The following is a 15825-nucleotide window of genomic DNA, read 5'->3' on the forward strand; positions in this document are numbered from 1 at the left end:
TAATCAGTTGGTTGCCGGGGCCAGATCGGCATTGCCGTTCTGACGAAAAGTAATCAGGGTCACCAGCAGGGCGAGCACTGCCAGTGCGGCGGCTGCCAGCGGTACGCGGGTCAGGCCGTAGCCGTGAGCGATAACGCTGCCGCCGACCCAGGCGCCGAGGGCATTGCCGACGTTGAACGCGCCGATGTTCAGGGTCGAGACCAGGTTCGGTGCCGCTTTGCCGAAGGTCACCACGTTGACTTGCAGCGCCGGTACGGCGGCGAAACACGCGGTGGCCCAGAGGAACAGGGTGATTTCAGTCGGGATCAGCGCAACGCTGGTCCAGGTCAGCACGGTGGAGACCACGGCCATGGCGATGAACACGCCAATCAACGTGGCGGCCATGCCTTTGTCGGCGAGTTTGCCGCCGATGATGTTGCCTACGGTCAGGCCCAGGCCGATCAGCATCAGCGTCCAGGTCACGCCACGCGGCGACACACCGGTGACTTCGCCGAGCAGCGGGGCGACGTAGGTGAACAGGGTGAATACGGACGCGGCGAACAGCGCGGTCATGCTCAGCGATAGCCAGATCCCCGCACCTTTGAGGGCGGCGAGTTCGGCGCGCATGTCGAGTTTCTCTTCGTCACGCTTGGCCGGCAGGAAACGGATCAGGCCGATCAGGGCAATCACACCGATGACGGTCACCGCCCAGAAGGTCGAGCGCCAGCCGTATTGCTGACCCAGCGCAGTGCCCAGCGGCACACCGAGGACGTTGGCCAGGGTCAAGCCGGTGAACATCAAAGCCACCGCCGACGCACGCTTGTTGGCCGGCACCAGATTCGCCGCGACGACAGAACCGATGCCGAAAAACGCACCATGGCACAGCGCCGTGATCACTCGGGCGAACATCAGCACGTTGTAGTCACTGGCAATGGCGCAGAGCAGGTTGCCGACAATAAAGATGCCCATCAACGCCACCAGGGCTGCCTTGCGCGGCAGTCTGGCCGTGGCCATTGCCATGAACGGCGCACCGATCGCCACGCCGAGGGCGTAACCGGTCACCAGCCAGCCGGCGCCGGGGATCGACACACCGAGGTCGGCCGCCACATTGGGCAGCAGGCCCATGATGACGAATTCGGTGGTGCCGATGGCAAAGGCGCTCAAGGCGAGTATGAGGAGCGAGAGGGGCATGCAGGTTTCCTTGTCGGCTGGCTGACGTTAAGGGTCAGAGCTCTTTACTGAGGGTGCTGAGGAACGCCTGGATGACGTCCTCGTTACGTTTGAAAAAGTGCCATTGACCGGCCTTCTGGCTGCTGATCAGACCGGCGCGTTGCAACGTTGCGAGGTGTGCCGAAACGGTCGACTGCGACAGGCCGCAGCGTTGATCGATCTGCCCGGCGCAAATGCCGTACTCGTGGTTGTGCAACTGTTCCGGAAATTCGTTCTTCGGGTCTTTCAGCCAGTTGAGGATGTCTCGCCGTACCGGGTGCGCCAGGGCTTTTATTATTTCGTCGAGGTCGAGGTTCATGGCAGGGTGCTCACAATGTGTACAACGCTATATCGCGATGAGGCGAACTTTAAATCGTTAGATCGCGATACACCAATATGATTTTGATCTGACGTCAGCATAAATTGGTATATCGCGTTATAACGATACTTGGGTGTATGACTTATGGGGCGCAGTGCTAAGCTGCGCCCATGAACTATCTCGCACATTTACACCTCGGAGGCCAGCGCCCCGGGCAACTGCTTGGCAGTCTGTATGGCGATTTCGTCAAAGGTCGGCTGCAAGGGCAGTTTGCGCCGGAGGTGGAGGCGGCCATTCAACTGCATCGACGGATTGACGTGTTCACTGACCGCCATCCGCTGGTGGACATCGCCCTCGGCCGATTTTCCGACACGCGCCGGCGCTATGCCGGGATCGTGCTCGACGTGTTTTTCGATCATTGCCTGGCGCGGGACTGGACGCTGTATGCCAATCAGCCGCTGGAGCACTTCACCGCCGATGTGTATCGGGTGCTGTCCCGTGAACCGCAATTGCCCGAACGGCTGGCGAAGATCGCCCCGCACATGGTCGCCAACGACTGGTTGGGCTCGTATCAGGAATTCGAAGTGCTGGAGCAAGTGTTGCGCGGCATCTCGCGGCGGTTGAGTCGGCCGGAAGAGCTGGCGGGGGCGATGCAGGAATTGCGGCGGTTGTATGAGCCGTTGAGCGATGACTTCCGCTTGTTCTACCCGCAGCTCCAGGACTTTTCTCAACTCTCTCAGACAACCTGAATCCCTGTGGGAGCTGGCTTGCCAGCGATGGCGTCGACACATCCAACTTATATGTCGACTGGTCTGCCGCTATCGCTGGCAAGCCAGCTCCCACAGGGTCTCAGGGTGATTTCAGGATTTGTATATCAGGCAGCGATTGCCGGGCGCATTGGCGATTGTCGGGTTTCCGGAATCGCACCAAACAACGCCTTCTGCACCGCCTGCTGCGCTTCAAACGCCAGCGCCGCACGTTCACGACCCTGACAGGCAAGCGGCTTGAGCAGGTGCACTTCGACATCGCCGCAATCATTGCTGAACAGGCGCATCAGGTGCGACAGCAGATCGTCATCCCCAATGAACGGCGCCAGTGCGTCGATTTCACCGTCACGCAGATAACGGATCGCCACCGGTTGCAGCATCACCTCGGAATCAATCGCCGCTGCCAGCAAGCGTCCATGAAAGGTACGCAGCGAGCGGCCATCGGTGGTGGTGCCCTCGGGGAACATTAACAGCGAATGGTCGGTTTGCAGGTGACGGGTCATCTGTTTGCGGATCAACTGGCTGTCGCCCGAACCGCGACGGATGAACAGGCTGCCAGCCTTCGCCGCGAGCCAACCGGCCACCGGCCAGGTGCGTACTTCGGCTTTGGACAGAAACGACAGCGGCGTCAGCATGCCGAGCAGCGGAATATCGGTCCACGACACATGATTGCTGACCCACAGCATCGGCTGTTTCGGCAACTCGCCGTGCACGGTCACGCGAAAGGGCAGGGCATTGCTCAGGCGCGCCATAAAGAAGCGCGACCAGCGCTGGCGCCGCTCCATCGAATGCGCCAGGCCAATCCGTTCAAACACGCCAAAGACGCTGGCCATGGTCAAACCCAGTGCCACCACCAACAACACTCGCGCGATTCGCGCGTACACGCGCAACCGGCTCATCACACGGCCGCCTTGAAGTGCTTGGCGTAGCGCGGGCAGAGTTCGTCGCGCTTGAGCAGGATAAACACGTCGGCAACCTGGAAGTCTTCGTCCCAGCACGGCTCGCCACAGATTTTCGCGCCCAGGCGCATATAAGCCTTGAGCAGCGGCGGCATTTCCGCGATCACGTTGGAAGGGATATCCAGCGTCGGCAGCGGATTTTTCGGCTCGGCGCGCAGGTTTTCGGTGCACAGATAACGTTCGCGCAGGCGCTGCATGATCGCGTGGGCCTGGATACCGCCGTCCTGCATCGGAATGCTCGCGCAACCCATCAAGTAGCTGTAACCGCCCTGATTCAATACTTCGGCCAATTCGCCCCACAACACCGCAATGGTGCCGCCGTTGCGATAGGCCGGGTCGACGCAGGTGCGGCCGATTTCGAGGATCGGGCCTTGCAGATGCGCGAGGCCGTGCAGGCTGAATTCTTCTTCGCTGTAAAACTTGCCGAGGCTGCTGGCGGCGGTGTGATCGAGCAGGCGGGTGGTCGCGACCAGACGGCCGGTGTTCAAGTCACGCACGCCGATATGGCTGCAGTGAACATCATAATCATCCATGTCCAGACCCAGTTCCGCGCCTTTCAGTTTGGCGTTGAACTCGCCGCTGAAGACGTTGAAGCGCAAGGCCTGGGCTTGCTGCAAGGCCTCGGCGCCGACCAGGCGTTCGGCTTGCAGGCGGCGTTCATTGCCGGTGTCGCTGATGCGGGCGATCTGAGTCATGTGAATCTCCGTACGGGCCTTTAACCCGTCGTGGGTTGCAGCCGATCGACTTTCTTTATGCAGCCGTGTTGTGCAAAGTCAGGCTATGTAGCCCCGGTGTCATCGCCATGAACGTTCGGTGATGCTTATATGACAGCCCACAAGGAGCCGCTTATGCCCTGGCCAGATCTGCTGCACCGCCGTGAACGATTGCCCGCCGTTGCTGACCTGACCGAGGGTTTTTCGACGTTGTTGCAGCAACTGGGCAACGTCACCCCGTTCGAATTGGCGGTCGCGGGCGGGCGGCGGATGGCGACGCCGGGGCTGGCGTTTCTGGTCGGTTATCAGGCGGCCTTGCGCATGCTGTGGCCGAGCGCACCGCTGAGCCTTGGTGCGTTGTGCGCGACCGAACAGCGCAGTCTGCGCCCGGCGGACATGCAGACACGGCTTAGCGATTTGCGTCTGCATGGACGCAAGGATTTCGTCACCGCCGGCGATGCGGCGGACTGGCTGTTGATCGCTGCACGCAGTGAGGACCCCGGTGAAACGCCGCGTCTGAGTCTGGCCGTGGTGTACCCCGGCGAACCCGGCGTGACCGTGGAAAAACTGCCGGCGCTGCCGTTGATGCCGGACATCAGTCATGGCCGCCTGCAACTGGATGGCGCGTTGTGCGAATTGCTCGCGGGCGATGGTTGGGACGCTTACGTCAAACCGTTTCGCACGCTGGAAGATGTCTACGTGCTGAGCGCGATGACTGCGTGGCTATATGGCGTCGGCCAGGACAGTGACTGGCCGCAGGCGCTGCAATTGCGCTTGCTGGCGCTGTTGGCCGGGTGCGCGGAGGCGAGTCGGCAGCCACCGAACAATCCGGCCGGGCATGTGTTGCTGGGTGGCTTGTTTGCGCAGTTTGAGGCGCTGGAGGGGGAGGTGAGTCAGGCTTTGGCTGACGGTCCGGCAGAGTGGGCGCAGATGTGGCAGCGCGATCAAAGCGTGATGCAGTTGGCGGCGGGGGCTCGGGCCAAGCGCTTGGCCAAGGCTCTGGTGGTGTCCTGACTGGCCCCATCGCTGGCAAGCCAGCTCCCACAGGTTTCACAGGTGATCACAAAATTTGTATTCACTAAAGAACCTTGTGGGAGCTGGCTTGCCAGCGATGGCGATCTTATGGATAGCAAAATCTCAAATGTGTCATGAACTCCGACTAGTCTCAGCAGGTTCCCCCAAGAGCCCTCACCATGTTCAAAGGCCTGTCGCTGTTTCTGCTGCTGATCTGCTTTACCGTTCAAGCCGAACCATGGCCCGGCGAACAATGGCCAACCGGCCCGAAGATCACCGGCCCGGCCGTTGAGGCCTTGGAGCGTTACGCCTTCCCACCCCGCGATGACACCACCCGCAAAGGCATCCGCACCGACGCGCTGTTGATCGTCCGCGATGGCCAGATCATCTACGAACGCTACGCCGGCCCGACCACCGAACATACCCCGCACCTGACCTGGTCGATCAGCAAAAGCCTGATGGCCACCGTTTTCGGCGTGGCGTACGGCGAAGGTCTGTTCAAACTCGACGATCCGGCCGTGCAGTTTTACCCGCCGCTGGAACAGCACCCGGCGATCAAAATCGCCGACCTGCTGCACTGGGCCTCGGGCATCGACTGGCAGGAAGACTACGAATACGCGCCACTGAAATCCTCGGTGGTGGCAATGCTTTACACCCATGGCCATCGCGACATGGCCGCGTTCACTGCCGATCACGACGCCTACGCCGCACCGGGGCAGGTCTTCCGTTATTCCAGCGGCGACAGCAACCTGCTCGCGGCGGCGTTGAAAACTATCGTCGGCCCGCAGCGTTATCCGGATTATCCGTGGACGGCGTTGTTCGAGCCGCTGGGCATCCGCCACGCCGTGTGGGAAACCGATGCCGCTGGCACTCTTGTCGCGTCGTCGTACGCTTACCTGACGGCGCGGGATCTGGCGCGGGTCGGGCTGCTGATGGCCCGTGACGGGCGCTGGCAGGATCGGCAGTTATTGCCCAAGGACTGGCTGGCGTTCAACCGCACTCCCTTCGCCGGTTACAAGGCCCATCAGGACGAAGCTGTGCCCGGCGGCCACTGGTGGCTCAATCGTCCGGCCGATGGCGCCGCGTCGCCGTGGCCCGACGCACCGCCGGACACCTTCGCCGCCCTCGGCCACTGGGGCCAGGCGCTGTACGTGATTCCCAGCGAGAAACTGGTGATCGTGCGATATGGCGATGATCGCGACGGTAACTATCGCCACAACGAATTGCTTCAGCGCGTGCTGAAGGCGGTGCAGCCATGAAGCGCTTCTGGTTGTTACTGCTTGTCCTGCTGCTCGGCTGGGTCGGCTACGAGCGCGAAAACCTGTGGGCCTTCCCGGACATCATCAGTGCCTACACGGCGAAGGAATATTGTTCGTGCCGCTATGTGATGAATAACGACGCGCAATACTGCCGTGGCTACGTAAAACAGTGGATGCCGACCAGCGCATTCACCGATGACAGCGCCAGCAAAACCATCACCGTCAGCGGCATGGGGCGCAGCAACCGCGCCCAGTGGTTGAGCGAACGGCAAGGTTGTCGTTTACAGCCTTAAAAGATCGCAGCCTTCGGCAGCTCCTACATGACCGGGTCCACCCTGTAGGAGCTGCCGAAGGCTGCGATCTTTTGATCTTGATGTTGCAATAACTTTGGGGGCGGTTAAGGTTCGTGCAGGTTTATCGGCCCCACGAGTGTTCAATGTTCAACCGCTCTCTCTGTGCAACCCTGTCCAGCCTGCTGCTCGCCACCGTCGCGATGCCGGCGCACGCCAATTGGTATCTGGACGGCGAGTCGTCGCGGCTGTCGTTTGTCAGCACGAAAAACACCCATATTTCCGAGGTGCAGCGCTTTCTGGTGTTGCACGGCAAGGTCGACCCCAACGGTCGCGCCGAAGTCGAAGTCGAGCTGGATTCGATCAACAGCGGCATCCCGCTGCGTGATGAGCGCATGCGCAAGGAGCTGTTCCAGATCGAGCAATTCCCCGAAGCAACCATCACTACCCAGATCGACCTGCGTCCGATCAACGATCTGGCCCCCGGTGCGCAGCTGGAATTGCGCCTGCCGCTGACCGTCAAGCTGCACGGCAAGCAGCACGAGTACCCCGCTGAGCTGCTGGCGACGCGTCTTGATGACCGACGTTTTCAAGTGGTCACGCTAGAACCGCTGGTGATCAACGCCGAGGATTTCGATCTCGTGCCGGGGCTGGAAAGCCTGCGCAAACTCGCTGACCTGTCGGCCATCAGTCTGTCGGTGCCGGTGGGTGCGGTGCTGATTTTCACGGCGCGCTGACATGCGCGGCGCGGTGTTTCCGTGGCGCGATGGCAACCGCTTCGAACTGTTGATCGACGGCCCGCAATTCTTCCCGCGCATGCTCGAGCAGATTGCCGGCGCGCAGGAGCAAATCGAACTCGAGTTGTATCTGGTCGAGGCCGGCGCCTGTGCCGAAACCATTGTGCAAGCGCTGGTGCTGGCCGCCGAGCGTGGCGTGCGCGTGCGGTGCCTGTTCGATGATTACGGCAGCCTCGCCTTTACGCTCAACCTGCGTCAGCGACTGACCCATGCCGGGGTCGAACTGCGTTTTTACAATCGCCTGCACTGGCGGCGTTGGGTCGGCAATTTCTATCGCGATCACCGCAAATTGTTGCTGGTCGATCAGCGTCTGGCAGTGGTCGGTGGCACCGGTGTCACCGATGAATTCTGGACGCCGGGCCACGACACCAGCGAATGGCACGAAGTGATGGTCGAGATCAGCGGCCCGCTGGTGATCGACTGGCAATTGCTGTTTGATCGCCAATGGATTGCCAACCGTTATCGCCGCGCCTGGCGCCCGGCTGCGCATTTCGGTCTGCCGCGTTTGCCACGGGTGCCGGACAAGGGCGAGGGCATGGGCCGCGTGGCGTATGCCGACGCCCGCCAGCATCGCGACATTCTGCACTCGCTGTTCCGTGCCTTGAACAGCGGGCAAAAACGCATCTGGATGGCCACGCCGTACTTCCTGCCGACGTGGAAAATCCGCCGCTCCCTGCGCAAGGCTGCTGCACGCGGGGTGGATGTGCGGCTACTGCTGACCGGGCCGCGCACCGATCACCCGTCAGTGCGTTACGCCGGGCATCGTTACTACCCGCGACTGCTCAAGGCTGGCGTGAAGATCTTCGAATACCAGCCGTGCTTTCTGCATTTGAAAATGGTGCTGGTGGACGATTGGGTGAGCATCGGTTCGTGCAACTTCGATCACTGGAACCTGCGTTTCAATCTTGAGGCGAATCTGGAGGCACTGGACCCGTCGTTGACGGCAGCGGTGCAGGCGAGTTTTGTGAAGGACTTCGGGCTGAGTCAGCAGGTGAGTCTGGAAGAGTGGCAGCGCCGACCGTTGTGGCGGCGGGTGAAGCAGCGGGTGTGGGGCTGGGTGGATCGCTTGGTCGTCAACATTCTCGACCGCCGCGGGTAGAGCGAGATCAAAAGATCGCAGCCTGCGGCAGCTCCTACAGGGTGTACGACATCCCAATGTAGGAGCTGCCGAAGGCTGCGATCTTTTGCTTTTAGCGGTTACAGCAACTCGAAGCTCTGCTGCGTCACGTCCTGGGAGTCCAGGCCGATCTGCACGTTGAACTTGCCAGGCTCGGCGGCGTATTTGAGCTGGCTGTTGTAGAACTTCAGGTCATCCTCGCTGATGGTGAAGTGCACGACTTTCTGTTCGCCGGCCTTGAGCATGATTTTCTGGAAGTTCTTCAGTTCTTTCACCGGGCGGATCATCGAGCCGGTGACGTCCTGGATGTACAACTGCACCACGGTTTCGCCGTCGCGCTTGCCGGTGTTCTTCACCATCACGCTGGCGTCGAGTTTGCCGGTGGCGTTCAGGGTGGTCGATGACAGCGCCATGTCGCTCAGGGCGAATTGCGTGTAGCTCAGGCCATAACCGAACGGGAACAGCGGGCCCGTGGTGTCATCGAAATACTGCGAGGTGTAGTTGCCCGGTTTGCCCGGCGTGAACGGCCGGCCAATGCTCAGGTGGTTGTAGTAGGTCGGGATCTGGCCCACGGAGCGCGGGAAGGTCACCGGCAGTTTGCCCGAGGGGTTGTAGTCGCCGAACAGCACGTCAGCGATGGCGTTGCCGCCCTCGGTACCGCTGAACCAGGTTTCCAGAATCGCGTCAGCCGACTGGTTCTCTTCGAGAATCGTCAGTGGGCGGCCGTTCATCAGCACCAGCACCAGCGGTTTGCCGGTGGCTTTCAGCGCACGGATCAGCTCGCGCTGGGTTTCCGGGATGTTCAGGTCGGTGCGGCTGGAAGACTCGTGAGACATGCCACGGGATTCGCCGACTGCCGCGACGATCACGTCAGCATCCTTGGCGGCTTTCACCGCTTCTTCGATCAGCACGTTGGCCGGGCGCGGGTCGTCGACCACTTCCGGCGCATCGAAGTTGAGGAAGTTCAGGTAGCCGAGCACCTTCTTGTCGCTGGTGATGTTGGCGCCCCGGGCGTAGATCAGGTTCGCCTTGTCGCCGATCACCGAACTCATGCCATCGAACAGCGTCACCGATTGCGCAGGGCGCCCGGCGGCGGCCCAACTGCCCATCATGTCGATCGGCGCTTTGGCCAGCGGGCCGACCAGCGCGACTTTTGCGTCTTTCTTCAGCGGCAGGGTTTCGTTCTGGTTCTTCAGCAGAACGAGGCTGCGACGCGCCACTTCACGGGCTTCGGCGCGGTGCAGACGGCTTTCGGCGTAGGTGTCGGCCGGATCATCTTCAGCCTTGCCGATGCGCAGGTACGGATCCTTGAACAGGCCCATGTCGTACTTGGCCGCGAGCACTTCACGCACGGCGTTGTCGATGTCTTTCTGTTCGATCTCGCCGGACTTGAGCAGCCCCGGCAGCTCTTTGCCGTACAGGGTGTCGTTCATGCTCATGTCGATACCGGCCTTGATCGCCAGCTTCGCCGCTTCACGACCGTCGCGGGCGACGCCGTGTTTGATCAGTTCGAAGATCGCGCCGTGGTCACTGACCGCCAGGCCTTTGAAGCCCCAGTCCTTGCGCAACAGATCATTCATCAGCCAGGTGTTGGCGGTGGCCGGAATACCGTTGATCGAGTTCAGCGCGACCATCACACCGCCAGCGCCGGCATCAATCGCGGCGCGGTACGGTGGCAGATAATCCTGGTACATCTTCACCGGGCTCATGTCGACGGTGTTGTAGTCGCGACCGCCCTCGACCGCGCCGTACAGGGCGAAGTGCTTGACGCTGGCCATGATGCTGTCGGCTGCGCTCGGTGTGGCGCCCTGATAGGCGCGGACCATGACGCCGGCAATGCGCGAGGTCAGGTAGGTGTCTTCACCGAAGCCTTCGGAGCTGCGGCCCCAGCGCGGGTCGCGAGAAATGTCGACCATCGGCGCGAAGGTGATGTCGAGGCTGTCGGCGGCAGCTTCCTTGGCGGCCACGCGCCCGGACTGGCCGATGGCGTCCATGTCCCAGCTCGAGGCGAGGGCCAGTGGAATCGGGAAAATCGTACGGTGACCGTGGATCACGTCGTACGCAAAAAACATCGGAATCTTCAGGCGGCTGCGCATGGCAGCGTCCTGCATCGGTCGGTTTTCCGCGCGGGTGATCGAGTTGAACGTGCCGCCGATGTTGCCGGCGGCGATTTCCTTGCGGATCAGCTCACGGGGCATTTCCGGGCCGATGCTGATCAGGCGCAACTGGCCGATCTTCTCGTCGAGGGTCATTTGCTTCATCAGGTCGCTGATGAACGCGTCCTTGTTTTCCAGGGGTACCGGGGTCGTGGCGGCCAATACTTGATGACTGGCCAGGCTGACGAACAGACCCAGCAAACACAGCTTCTTCATGAATAGTTTTCTCAAGGGCCCAAGCGGCAATGCAACGCCGGCCAGCCAAAATTTAGGGAGCGACTATTGTTGTTCGGGTACAGGCTCAAAGAACCAGAGCCAAAACGGCAGCCAACACTTGGCAGCATGATCACGCAGGGCACTTTTTAGCCCATTGCCCCGTCGTAATCCAGCGACGCGGCCGATTATGCCCCAAGAGCCCGCTGAGAATGTTTCGCGCTCGGTTTTTATAATGATATGTGCCAAGGAGCATCACTGCGATGAATGCAAGTCCAACCTATCGCTCACGTTTGCAGGTTGCCACGTTGTTGGTGCTGGCCACCCTGCTGACCGCGTGCGGCATCAACAATATCCCGACCCTCGACGAACAGGCCAAAGCTGCGTGGGGCCAGGTGCAGAACCAGTACCAGCGCCGCGCTGACCTGATCCCCAATCTGGTGGAAACGGTGAAGGGGTACGCCAAGCATGAAGAGGCAACCCTCACAGCAGTGATTGAAGCGCGGGCGAAAGCGACGTCGATTCAGGTTGACGCCAGCACCCTCGACAATCCCGAGAAGCTCAAGCAGTTCCAGCAGGCGCAGGATCAACTGACCGGCGCCTTGAGCCGCTTGATGGTGGTCTCCGAGCGCTATCCGGATCTGAAAGCCAACCAGAACTTCCTCGCCCTGCAATCGCAGCTGGAAGGCACGGAAAACCGCATTGCCGTGGCGCGCCGCGATTTCATTCTGGCGGTGCAGAAGTACAACACCGAGATCCGCACCTTTCCCGGTCGCCTCTGGCACAGCGTGATGTACAGCGACCTGCCGATCCGCGAAACCTTCGAAGCCACCACGCCCGGCGCGGAAAAGGCCCCGGAAGTGAAATTCTGATTCGAGGTTGTCCATGCGCGTGTTGAAAATGGGCCTGGTGCTGATGCTGTGGCTGTTCGCCGTCAGCGCCCGGGCCGAGTTGACGTTCCCGGCGCTGAGCGGGCGGGTGGTGGACGAAGCGCAGATGCTCGAGCCGTCGGTGCGTGCGCAACTGAGCCAGCAGTTGCAGGCCCACGAACAGGCGACCGGCGAGCAGTTGGTCGTGGTTACCGTGCCGGATCTGCAAGGCACGACCATTGAGGACTTCGGCGTTCAGCTCGGGCGGCACTGGGCCATAGGGCAAAAGGACAAGAACAACGGCGCGCTGCTGATCGTCGCCCGTGACGAGCGCAAACTGCGCATCGAAGTCGGTTATGGCCTGGAGGATCGGCTGACCGACGCGCAGACGTCAGTGATCATTCATCAAGTCATCACGCCCGCGTTCAAGAGTGGCAACTTCAGCAAAGGCATCAGTGACGGCGTAGCGGCGATGCTGGTGGTGCTGGGCGGCAATCCGCTCGATGAGCCGTCGACGGTGTATGAATCGAGCGGCGATCCGTCCGATGATTTCATTTCGCGACATCCCGGGTTATTCGTGTTTTTGGTGATGTTGTTCATCCTGACGGTGTTTGTCTGCCAGATGCTCGGTATCCTGCCTGCCGGCCGGGGTGGCTCCGGAGGAGGGGGCGGCTTTGGCGGTGGTGGCGGTTTTGGCGGCGGCGGTGGAGGTGGAGGTGGAGGCTTCAGCGGCGGCGGGGGCAGTTTCGGCGGCGGTGGTTCGTCCGGCGGCTGGTGACATTAAAAGAACAATGAGCAGGCACTTTTCAACATGGCACTACTGACCGAACACGAACAACGCAAAGTCGCCGAGGCGATTGCCCGGGTCGAGCGCGACACCGACGCCGAACTGGTGACGGTGCTCGCTGCGCGCGCCGATGACTACGCGTATATCCCGCTGTTGTGGGCCAGCCTGTTGGCGCTGGTGGTGCCCGGCGTCGTGCACTACCTGACCGGGTGGCTGACCCTGCGCAGTCTGCTGCTGGTGCAGTGGGGCGCATTTGTCGTTTTGTGCCTGCTGTTTCGCTTGCCCAAAGTCACCTCGCACCTGATCCCGCGCCATGTACGCCACTGGCGCGCCTCGAACCTGGCGCGGCGGCAGTTTCTCGAACAGAACCTGCATCACACGGTGGGCGGTACCGGCATGCTGATTTTTGTCTGCGAGGCTGAACGCTATGTGGAGATTCTGGTGGATGAAGGGATTTCCAAGCGGCTGGACAATAAAACCTGGGATTCGATTGTGGCGGCGTTTACCGAGCAGGTCAGGCAGGGGCGCACGTTGGAAGGGTTTGTGACGTGTATCGAGGCGTGTGGGGAGTTGCTGAAAGTGCATGTGCCGGTGACGCAGGTGAGGAATGAGTTGCCGAATCGGTTGGTGGTTTTGGGATAGGTTGCAGATTCTTCATTCGGCTTGAGTACCATACCCTCACCCCAGCCCTCTCCCGGAGGTAGAGGGGGCCGACCGAGGTGTCTTGCGCTCGACATCGACCTGAAAAACCGTGTCGATTATGGATTCAAGGCAAATCGTTCAAGTCGGTGTATCTCTTCAATATCCCCCAATCAGTCCCCTCTCCCTCCGGGAGAGGGCTAGGGTGAGGGTGCTCTTAACAACCGTTGGGTAAATAAGAGCGTGTCCCCAACCCCCATCCCCCCTAAAATACCTGCCATTCCCGATTTCGCCCGTCCGAGGCCGCTTTTCCATGTCCGTTACTGCTCCTGCCACCAAGCCTGCGCCCGATCACCACGCCCAGTTCATCGAGTTGCTGCAAACCAGCCTCGAACAGAACGGCTTCATCAAACTGGTGTTGGCCAAGTACGTCGGTGAAGAGGCGGATCTGCAGCGGGTCATCATCAAACCGGTGACCGTCAAAGCGCAGCCAAACCTGTCGTTCGTCTATCGCTACAAAACCCGCGACATCACCAAAAACCTGCCGTTGGTTGAAGGTGTGGCGGCGATTGCCGCGTTGTTGCCGGCCTCGTTCAAGAACGCGCATTTGCTCGCGCTGACCGACGAAGCGCAACTGGAATACAGCAAAAAGGGCAAGTCTTCGCTGTTCAAGAGCAAACCTCAGCAATTGCGCGAGGCGCCGTCCGCTGAGCATAACCGTGAGAAAAACCGCTTCCTTGAGCTGAGCCGGCCATTCCTCAAGGACCTCGGTGTGACCAACGCGCAACATGAGCTGATCCCGGCGATGTCGCGAAAGTGGAAGCAGATCAACAAGTTCATCGAAGTGTTCAGCCATGCGCTGACCTCGTCGCCATTGGCGCTGGACAAACCGGTGCGCGTGGCGGATTTCGGTTCGGGCAAGGGTTACCTGACGTTCGCGATTCACGATTACCTGCGCAACACGCTCAAGGCTGAAGGCGAGGTCACCGGCGTCGAGCTGCGCGAAGAGATGGTCAACCTGTGCAACGCCGCGGCGGCGAAGCTCGATCATCCGGGGCTGGTGTTCAAGTGCGGTGATGTGCGCAGCGTCGCGCCGAGCGAGCTGGACGTGATGATCGCCCTGCATGCCTGCGACATCGCCACCGATTACGCGATCCACACCGGCATCCGCTCGGGCGCGTCGATCATCATGTGCTCGCCGTGCTGCCACAAACAGATCCGCCTGCAGATCCAGAGCCCGGCGTTGCTCAAGCCGATGCTGCAATACGGTTTGCACCTGGGCCAGCAGGCGGAAATGGTCACCGACAGTCTGCGTGCGTTGTTCCTTGAGGCCTGTGGTTACGAGACCAAGGTGTTCGAGTTCATCTCGCTGGAACACACCAACAAGAACAAGATGATTCTCGCGGTGAAACGCGCCGAGCCGGTGAACCCGGCGCAGTTGTTAGTGAAGATCGAAGAGTTGAAGGCCTTCTACAATATCAGCGAACACTGCCTGGAAACCCTGCTGCGCGCCGACGGTTACCTGACCTGACCCTGAACTGAGCTTGGAATGCAAAACCTGTAGGAGCTGCCGAAGGCTGCGATCTTTTGATTTTGACCTTAAAAACAAGATCAAAAGATCGCAGCCTGCGGCAGCTCCTACAAGGGAATGTGTTCAGGCTGTGGCAGGTTGGGCAGGGCGCACGGCGGTTTTGCGGCCGAGCATGACCGTTGCGATGACACCGCACGCAAACACCCAAGTGATCGGCTCGACATGTTCACCAAAGAACAGCGCCGAAAACGCGATGGTGAAGAAAATCTGCAGCAACTGGATCTGACTGACCCGGGCGATGCCACCCATGGCCAGCCCGGCGTACCAGGCGAAGAAGCCGAGAAACTGCGAGAACAACGCGACATAACCAAACGCCCACCAGGTCTTGGCTGAGACCGCGCCCTGATGTTGCAGGGCCAGATACAGCACCGGCCCGATCAACAGCGGCGTCGACAGCACCAGCGCCCAGCAGATCACCTGCCAGCCGCCCATCTCCTTGGCCAAGCGGCCGCCCTCGGCGTAACCCAGTCCACCGACCGCAATCGCACCGAGCATCAGCAAATCACCCGCCTGAATGCTGCCGGCCCCGGTATACAAGGCATAACCGAGCACCAAGGCACTGCCCAACGCCGCACAGGCCCAGAAGGCTTTTGACGGGCGCTCGTGGGACAACCACGCGGCATACAACGCCACGCACAACGGTTGCAGGCCGTTGACCAGCGCACCGTGTGACGCCGGCAAGGTTTGCATGGCCCACGCCGACAACACCGGAAAACCCAGAATCACCCCGGCAATCACCAGGCTCAGGCCTTTGACCTGCTGCCAGGTTGGCCACTTTTCGCGCCGCCACAACAGCAGCAACGCCGCCGGAATCGCCGCGAACAACGCGCGCCCCAAACCGTTGAGCAGCGGATGCAGTTCCTGCACCACGATGCGGGTGAAGGGCAGGGTAAGGCTGAAAATCACCACGCCGAGCAGGCCGAGGGCCATGCCGGTATTTTCGCGCGAGGACATGAGGGGAGACCAGAATTGAAGGTGGCAGGGAATGACCTTCATAAAGCCATAAACCTTGCAGTTCGGGCTGTTACAGCTAGGCACAGACTTATCCGTACAGTTTGAGATCGCATCGCTGGCAAGCCAGCTCCCACAGTGTCCGAGTTGAACACAACATCGGTGGTCGCCTCAGAACCTGTGGGAGCTGGCTTGC

Annotated in this window: 16 protein-coding genes; 10 read left to right on the plus strand and 6 right to left on the minus strand. The window is 60.8% G+C overall.

Going from position 1 to position 15825, the window contains the following annotated elements; all coding sequences use genetic code 11:
* Positions 1–3 precede the first annotated feature (3 nt).
* Positions 4–1170 carry an MFS transporter gene (locus M9827_RS03160; protein ID WP_250603393.1) on the minus strand — a complete coding sequence of 389 codons (1167 nt, stop codon included), beginning with the start codon at positions 1168–1170 and terminating at the stop codon, positions 4–6.
* A 34-nt stretch (positions 1171–1204) separates the two neighbouring features.
* Positions 1205–1507, minus strand: coding sequence for an ArsR/SmtB family transcription factor (locus M9827_RS03165; RefSeq protein ID WP_007917068.1), 303 nt, complete (start codon positions 1505–1507; stop codon positions 1205–1207).
* A gap of 170 nt (positions 1508–1677) precedes the next feature.
* Between M9827_RS03165 and M9827_RS03170 the strand changes: the two genes are divergently transcribed.
* Positions 1678–2256, plus strand: a complete 579-nt coding sequence (locus M9827_RS03170) for an acyl carrier protein phosphodiesterase (RefSeq protein WP_250603395.1) — start codon at positions 1678–1680, stop codon at positions 2254–2256.
* 125 nt (positions 2257–2381) lie between these two features.
* On the opposite strand, the gene M9827_RS03175 is transcribed toward M9827_RS03170, so the two are convergent.
* Together M9827_RS03175 and olsB are read right to left on the minus strand one after the other, a co-directional pair.
* Positions 2382–3173: a lysophospholipid acyltransferase family protein gene (locus M9827_RS03175; protein ID WP_250603397.1), complete on the minus strand. Its 792-nt coding sequence runs from the start codon at positions 3171–3173 to the stop codon at positions 2382–2384.
* Positions 3173–3928: an L-ornithine N(alpha)-acyltransferase gene (gene olsB / locus M9827_RS03180; protein ID WP_250603399.1), complete on the minus strand. Its 756-nt coding sequence runs from the start codon at positions 3926–3928 to the stop codon at positions 3173–3175. The genes M9827_RS03175 and olsB overlap by 1 nt, the downstream gene beginning before the upstream one ends.
* 153 nt (positions 3929–4081) lie before the next feature.
* On the opposite strand from olsB, the gene M9827_RS03185 reads away from it, so the two are divergent.
* The 5 genes from M9827_RS03185 to M9827_RS03205 all read left to right on the plus strand — a co-directional run bounded on the left by M9827_RS03185 (position 4082) and on the right by M9827_RS03205 (position 8405).
* Positions 4082–4960: an acyl-CoA dehydrogenase middle domain-containing protein gene (locus tag M9827_RS03185; RefSeq protein WP_250603401.1), complete on the plus strand. Its 879-nt coding sequence runs from the start codon at positions 4082–4084 to the stop codon at positions 4958–4960.
* Positions 4961–5139: 179 nt separating this feature from the next.
* Complete coding sequence (locus M9827_RS03190; RefSeq protein ID WP_250603403.1) at positions 5140–6219, plus strand: serine hydrolase domain-containing protein; 1080 nt, start codon at positions 5140–5142, stop codon at positions 6217–6219.
* Entirely contained in the window at positions 6216–6512 is a 297-nt protein-coding gene (locus M9827_RS03195; protein WP_250603405.1) for an amidase, read from the plus strand. Before M9827_RS03190 ends, M9827_RS03195 begins: the two co-directional genes overlap by 4 nt.
* A gap of 143 nt (positions 6513–6655) precedes the next feature.
* Positions 6656–7246 carry a YceI family protein gene (locus tag M9827_RS03200; protein WP_250603407.1) on the plus strand — a complete coding sequence of 197 codons (591 nt, stop codon included), beginning with the start codon at positions 6656–6658 and terminating at the stop codon, positions 7244–7246.
* A 1-nt stretch (position 7247) separates the two neighbouring features.
* On the plus strand, positions 7248–8405 hold the full coding sequence (locus tag M9827_RS03205; protein WP_250603409.1) for a phospholipase D-like domain-containing protein: 1158 nt from the start codon (positions 7248–7250) through the stop codon (positions 8403–8405).
* A 98-nt stretch (positions 8406–8503) separates the two neighbouring features.
* On the opposite strand, the gene bglX is transcribed toward M9827_RS03205, so the two are convergent.
* Positions 8504–10795 (minus strand): beta-glucosidase BglX, encoded by a 2292-nt coding sequence (gene bglX, locus M9827_RS03210; protein ID WP_250603412.1) that lies wholly within the window; start codon positions 10793–10795, stop codon positions 8504–8506.
* A 260-nt stretch (positions 10796–11055) separates the two neighbouring features.
* Here bglX and M9827_RS03215 point away from each other — a divergent pair, with 260 nt between their 5' ends.
* The 4 genes from M9827_RS03215 (at position 11056) to M9827_RS03235 (ending at position 14618) form a co-directional block, all read left to right on the plus strand.
* Positions 11056–11664, plus strand: coding sequence for a LemA family protein (locus M9827_RS03215; protein ID WP_250603414.1), 609 nt, complete (start codon positions 11056–11058; stop codon positions 11662–11664).
* A 13-nt stretch (positions 11665–11677) separates the two neighbouring features.
* Positions 11678–12439, plus strand: a complete 762-nt coding sequence (locus tag M9827_RS27700; protein WP_284676732.1) for a TPM domain-containing protein — start codon at positions 11678–11680, stop codon at positions 12437–12439.
* Between the two features lie 33 nt (positions 12440–12472).
* Positions 12473–13090: a TPM domain-containing protein gene (locus M9827_RS03230; protein ID WP_250603416.1), complete on the plus strand. Its 618-nt coding sequence runs from the start codon at positions 12473–12475 to the stop codon at positions 13088–13090.
* Positions 13091–13400: 310 nt separating this feature from the next.
* Positions 13401–14618, plus strand: coding sequence for a class I SAM-dependent methyltransferase (locus M9827_RS03235; protein WP_250603418.1), 1218 nt, complete (start codon positions 13401–13403; stop codon positions 14616–14618).
* 123 nt (positions 14619–14741) lie between these two features.
* Here the strand turns inward: M9827_RS03235 and M9827_RS03240 are convergent, their stop codons facing one another.
* Positions 14742–15632: a DMT family transporter gene (locus M9827_RS03240; RefSeq protein ID WP_108225299.1), complete on the minus strand. Its 891-nt coding sequence runs from the start codon at positions 15630–15632 to the stop codon at positions 14742–14744.
* Positions 15633–15825 lie beyond the last annotated feature (193 nt).

This window comes from Pseudomonas sp. AKS31 (assembly GCF_023634765.1).
In the GTDB taxonomy this organism is placed as follows: Bacteria; Pseudomonadota; Gammaproteobacteria; order Pseudomonadales; family Pseudomonadaceae; genus Aquipseudomonas.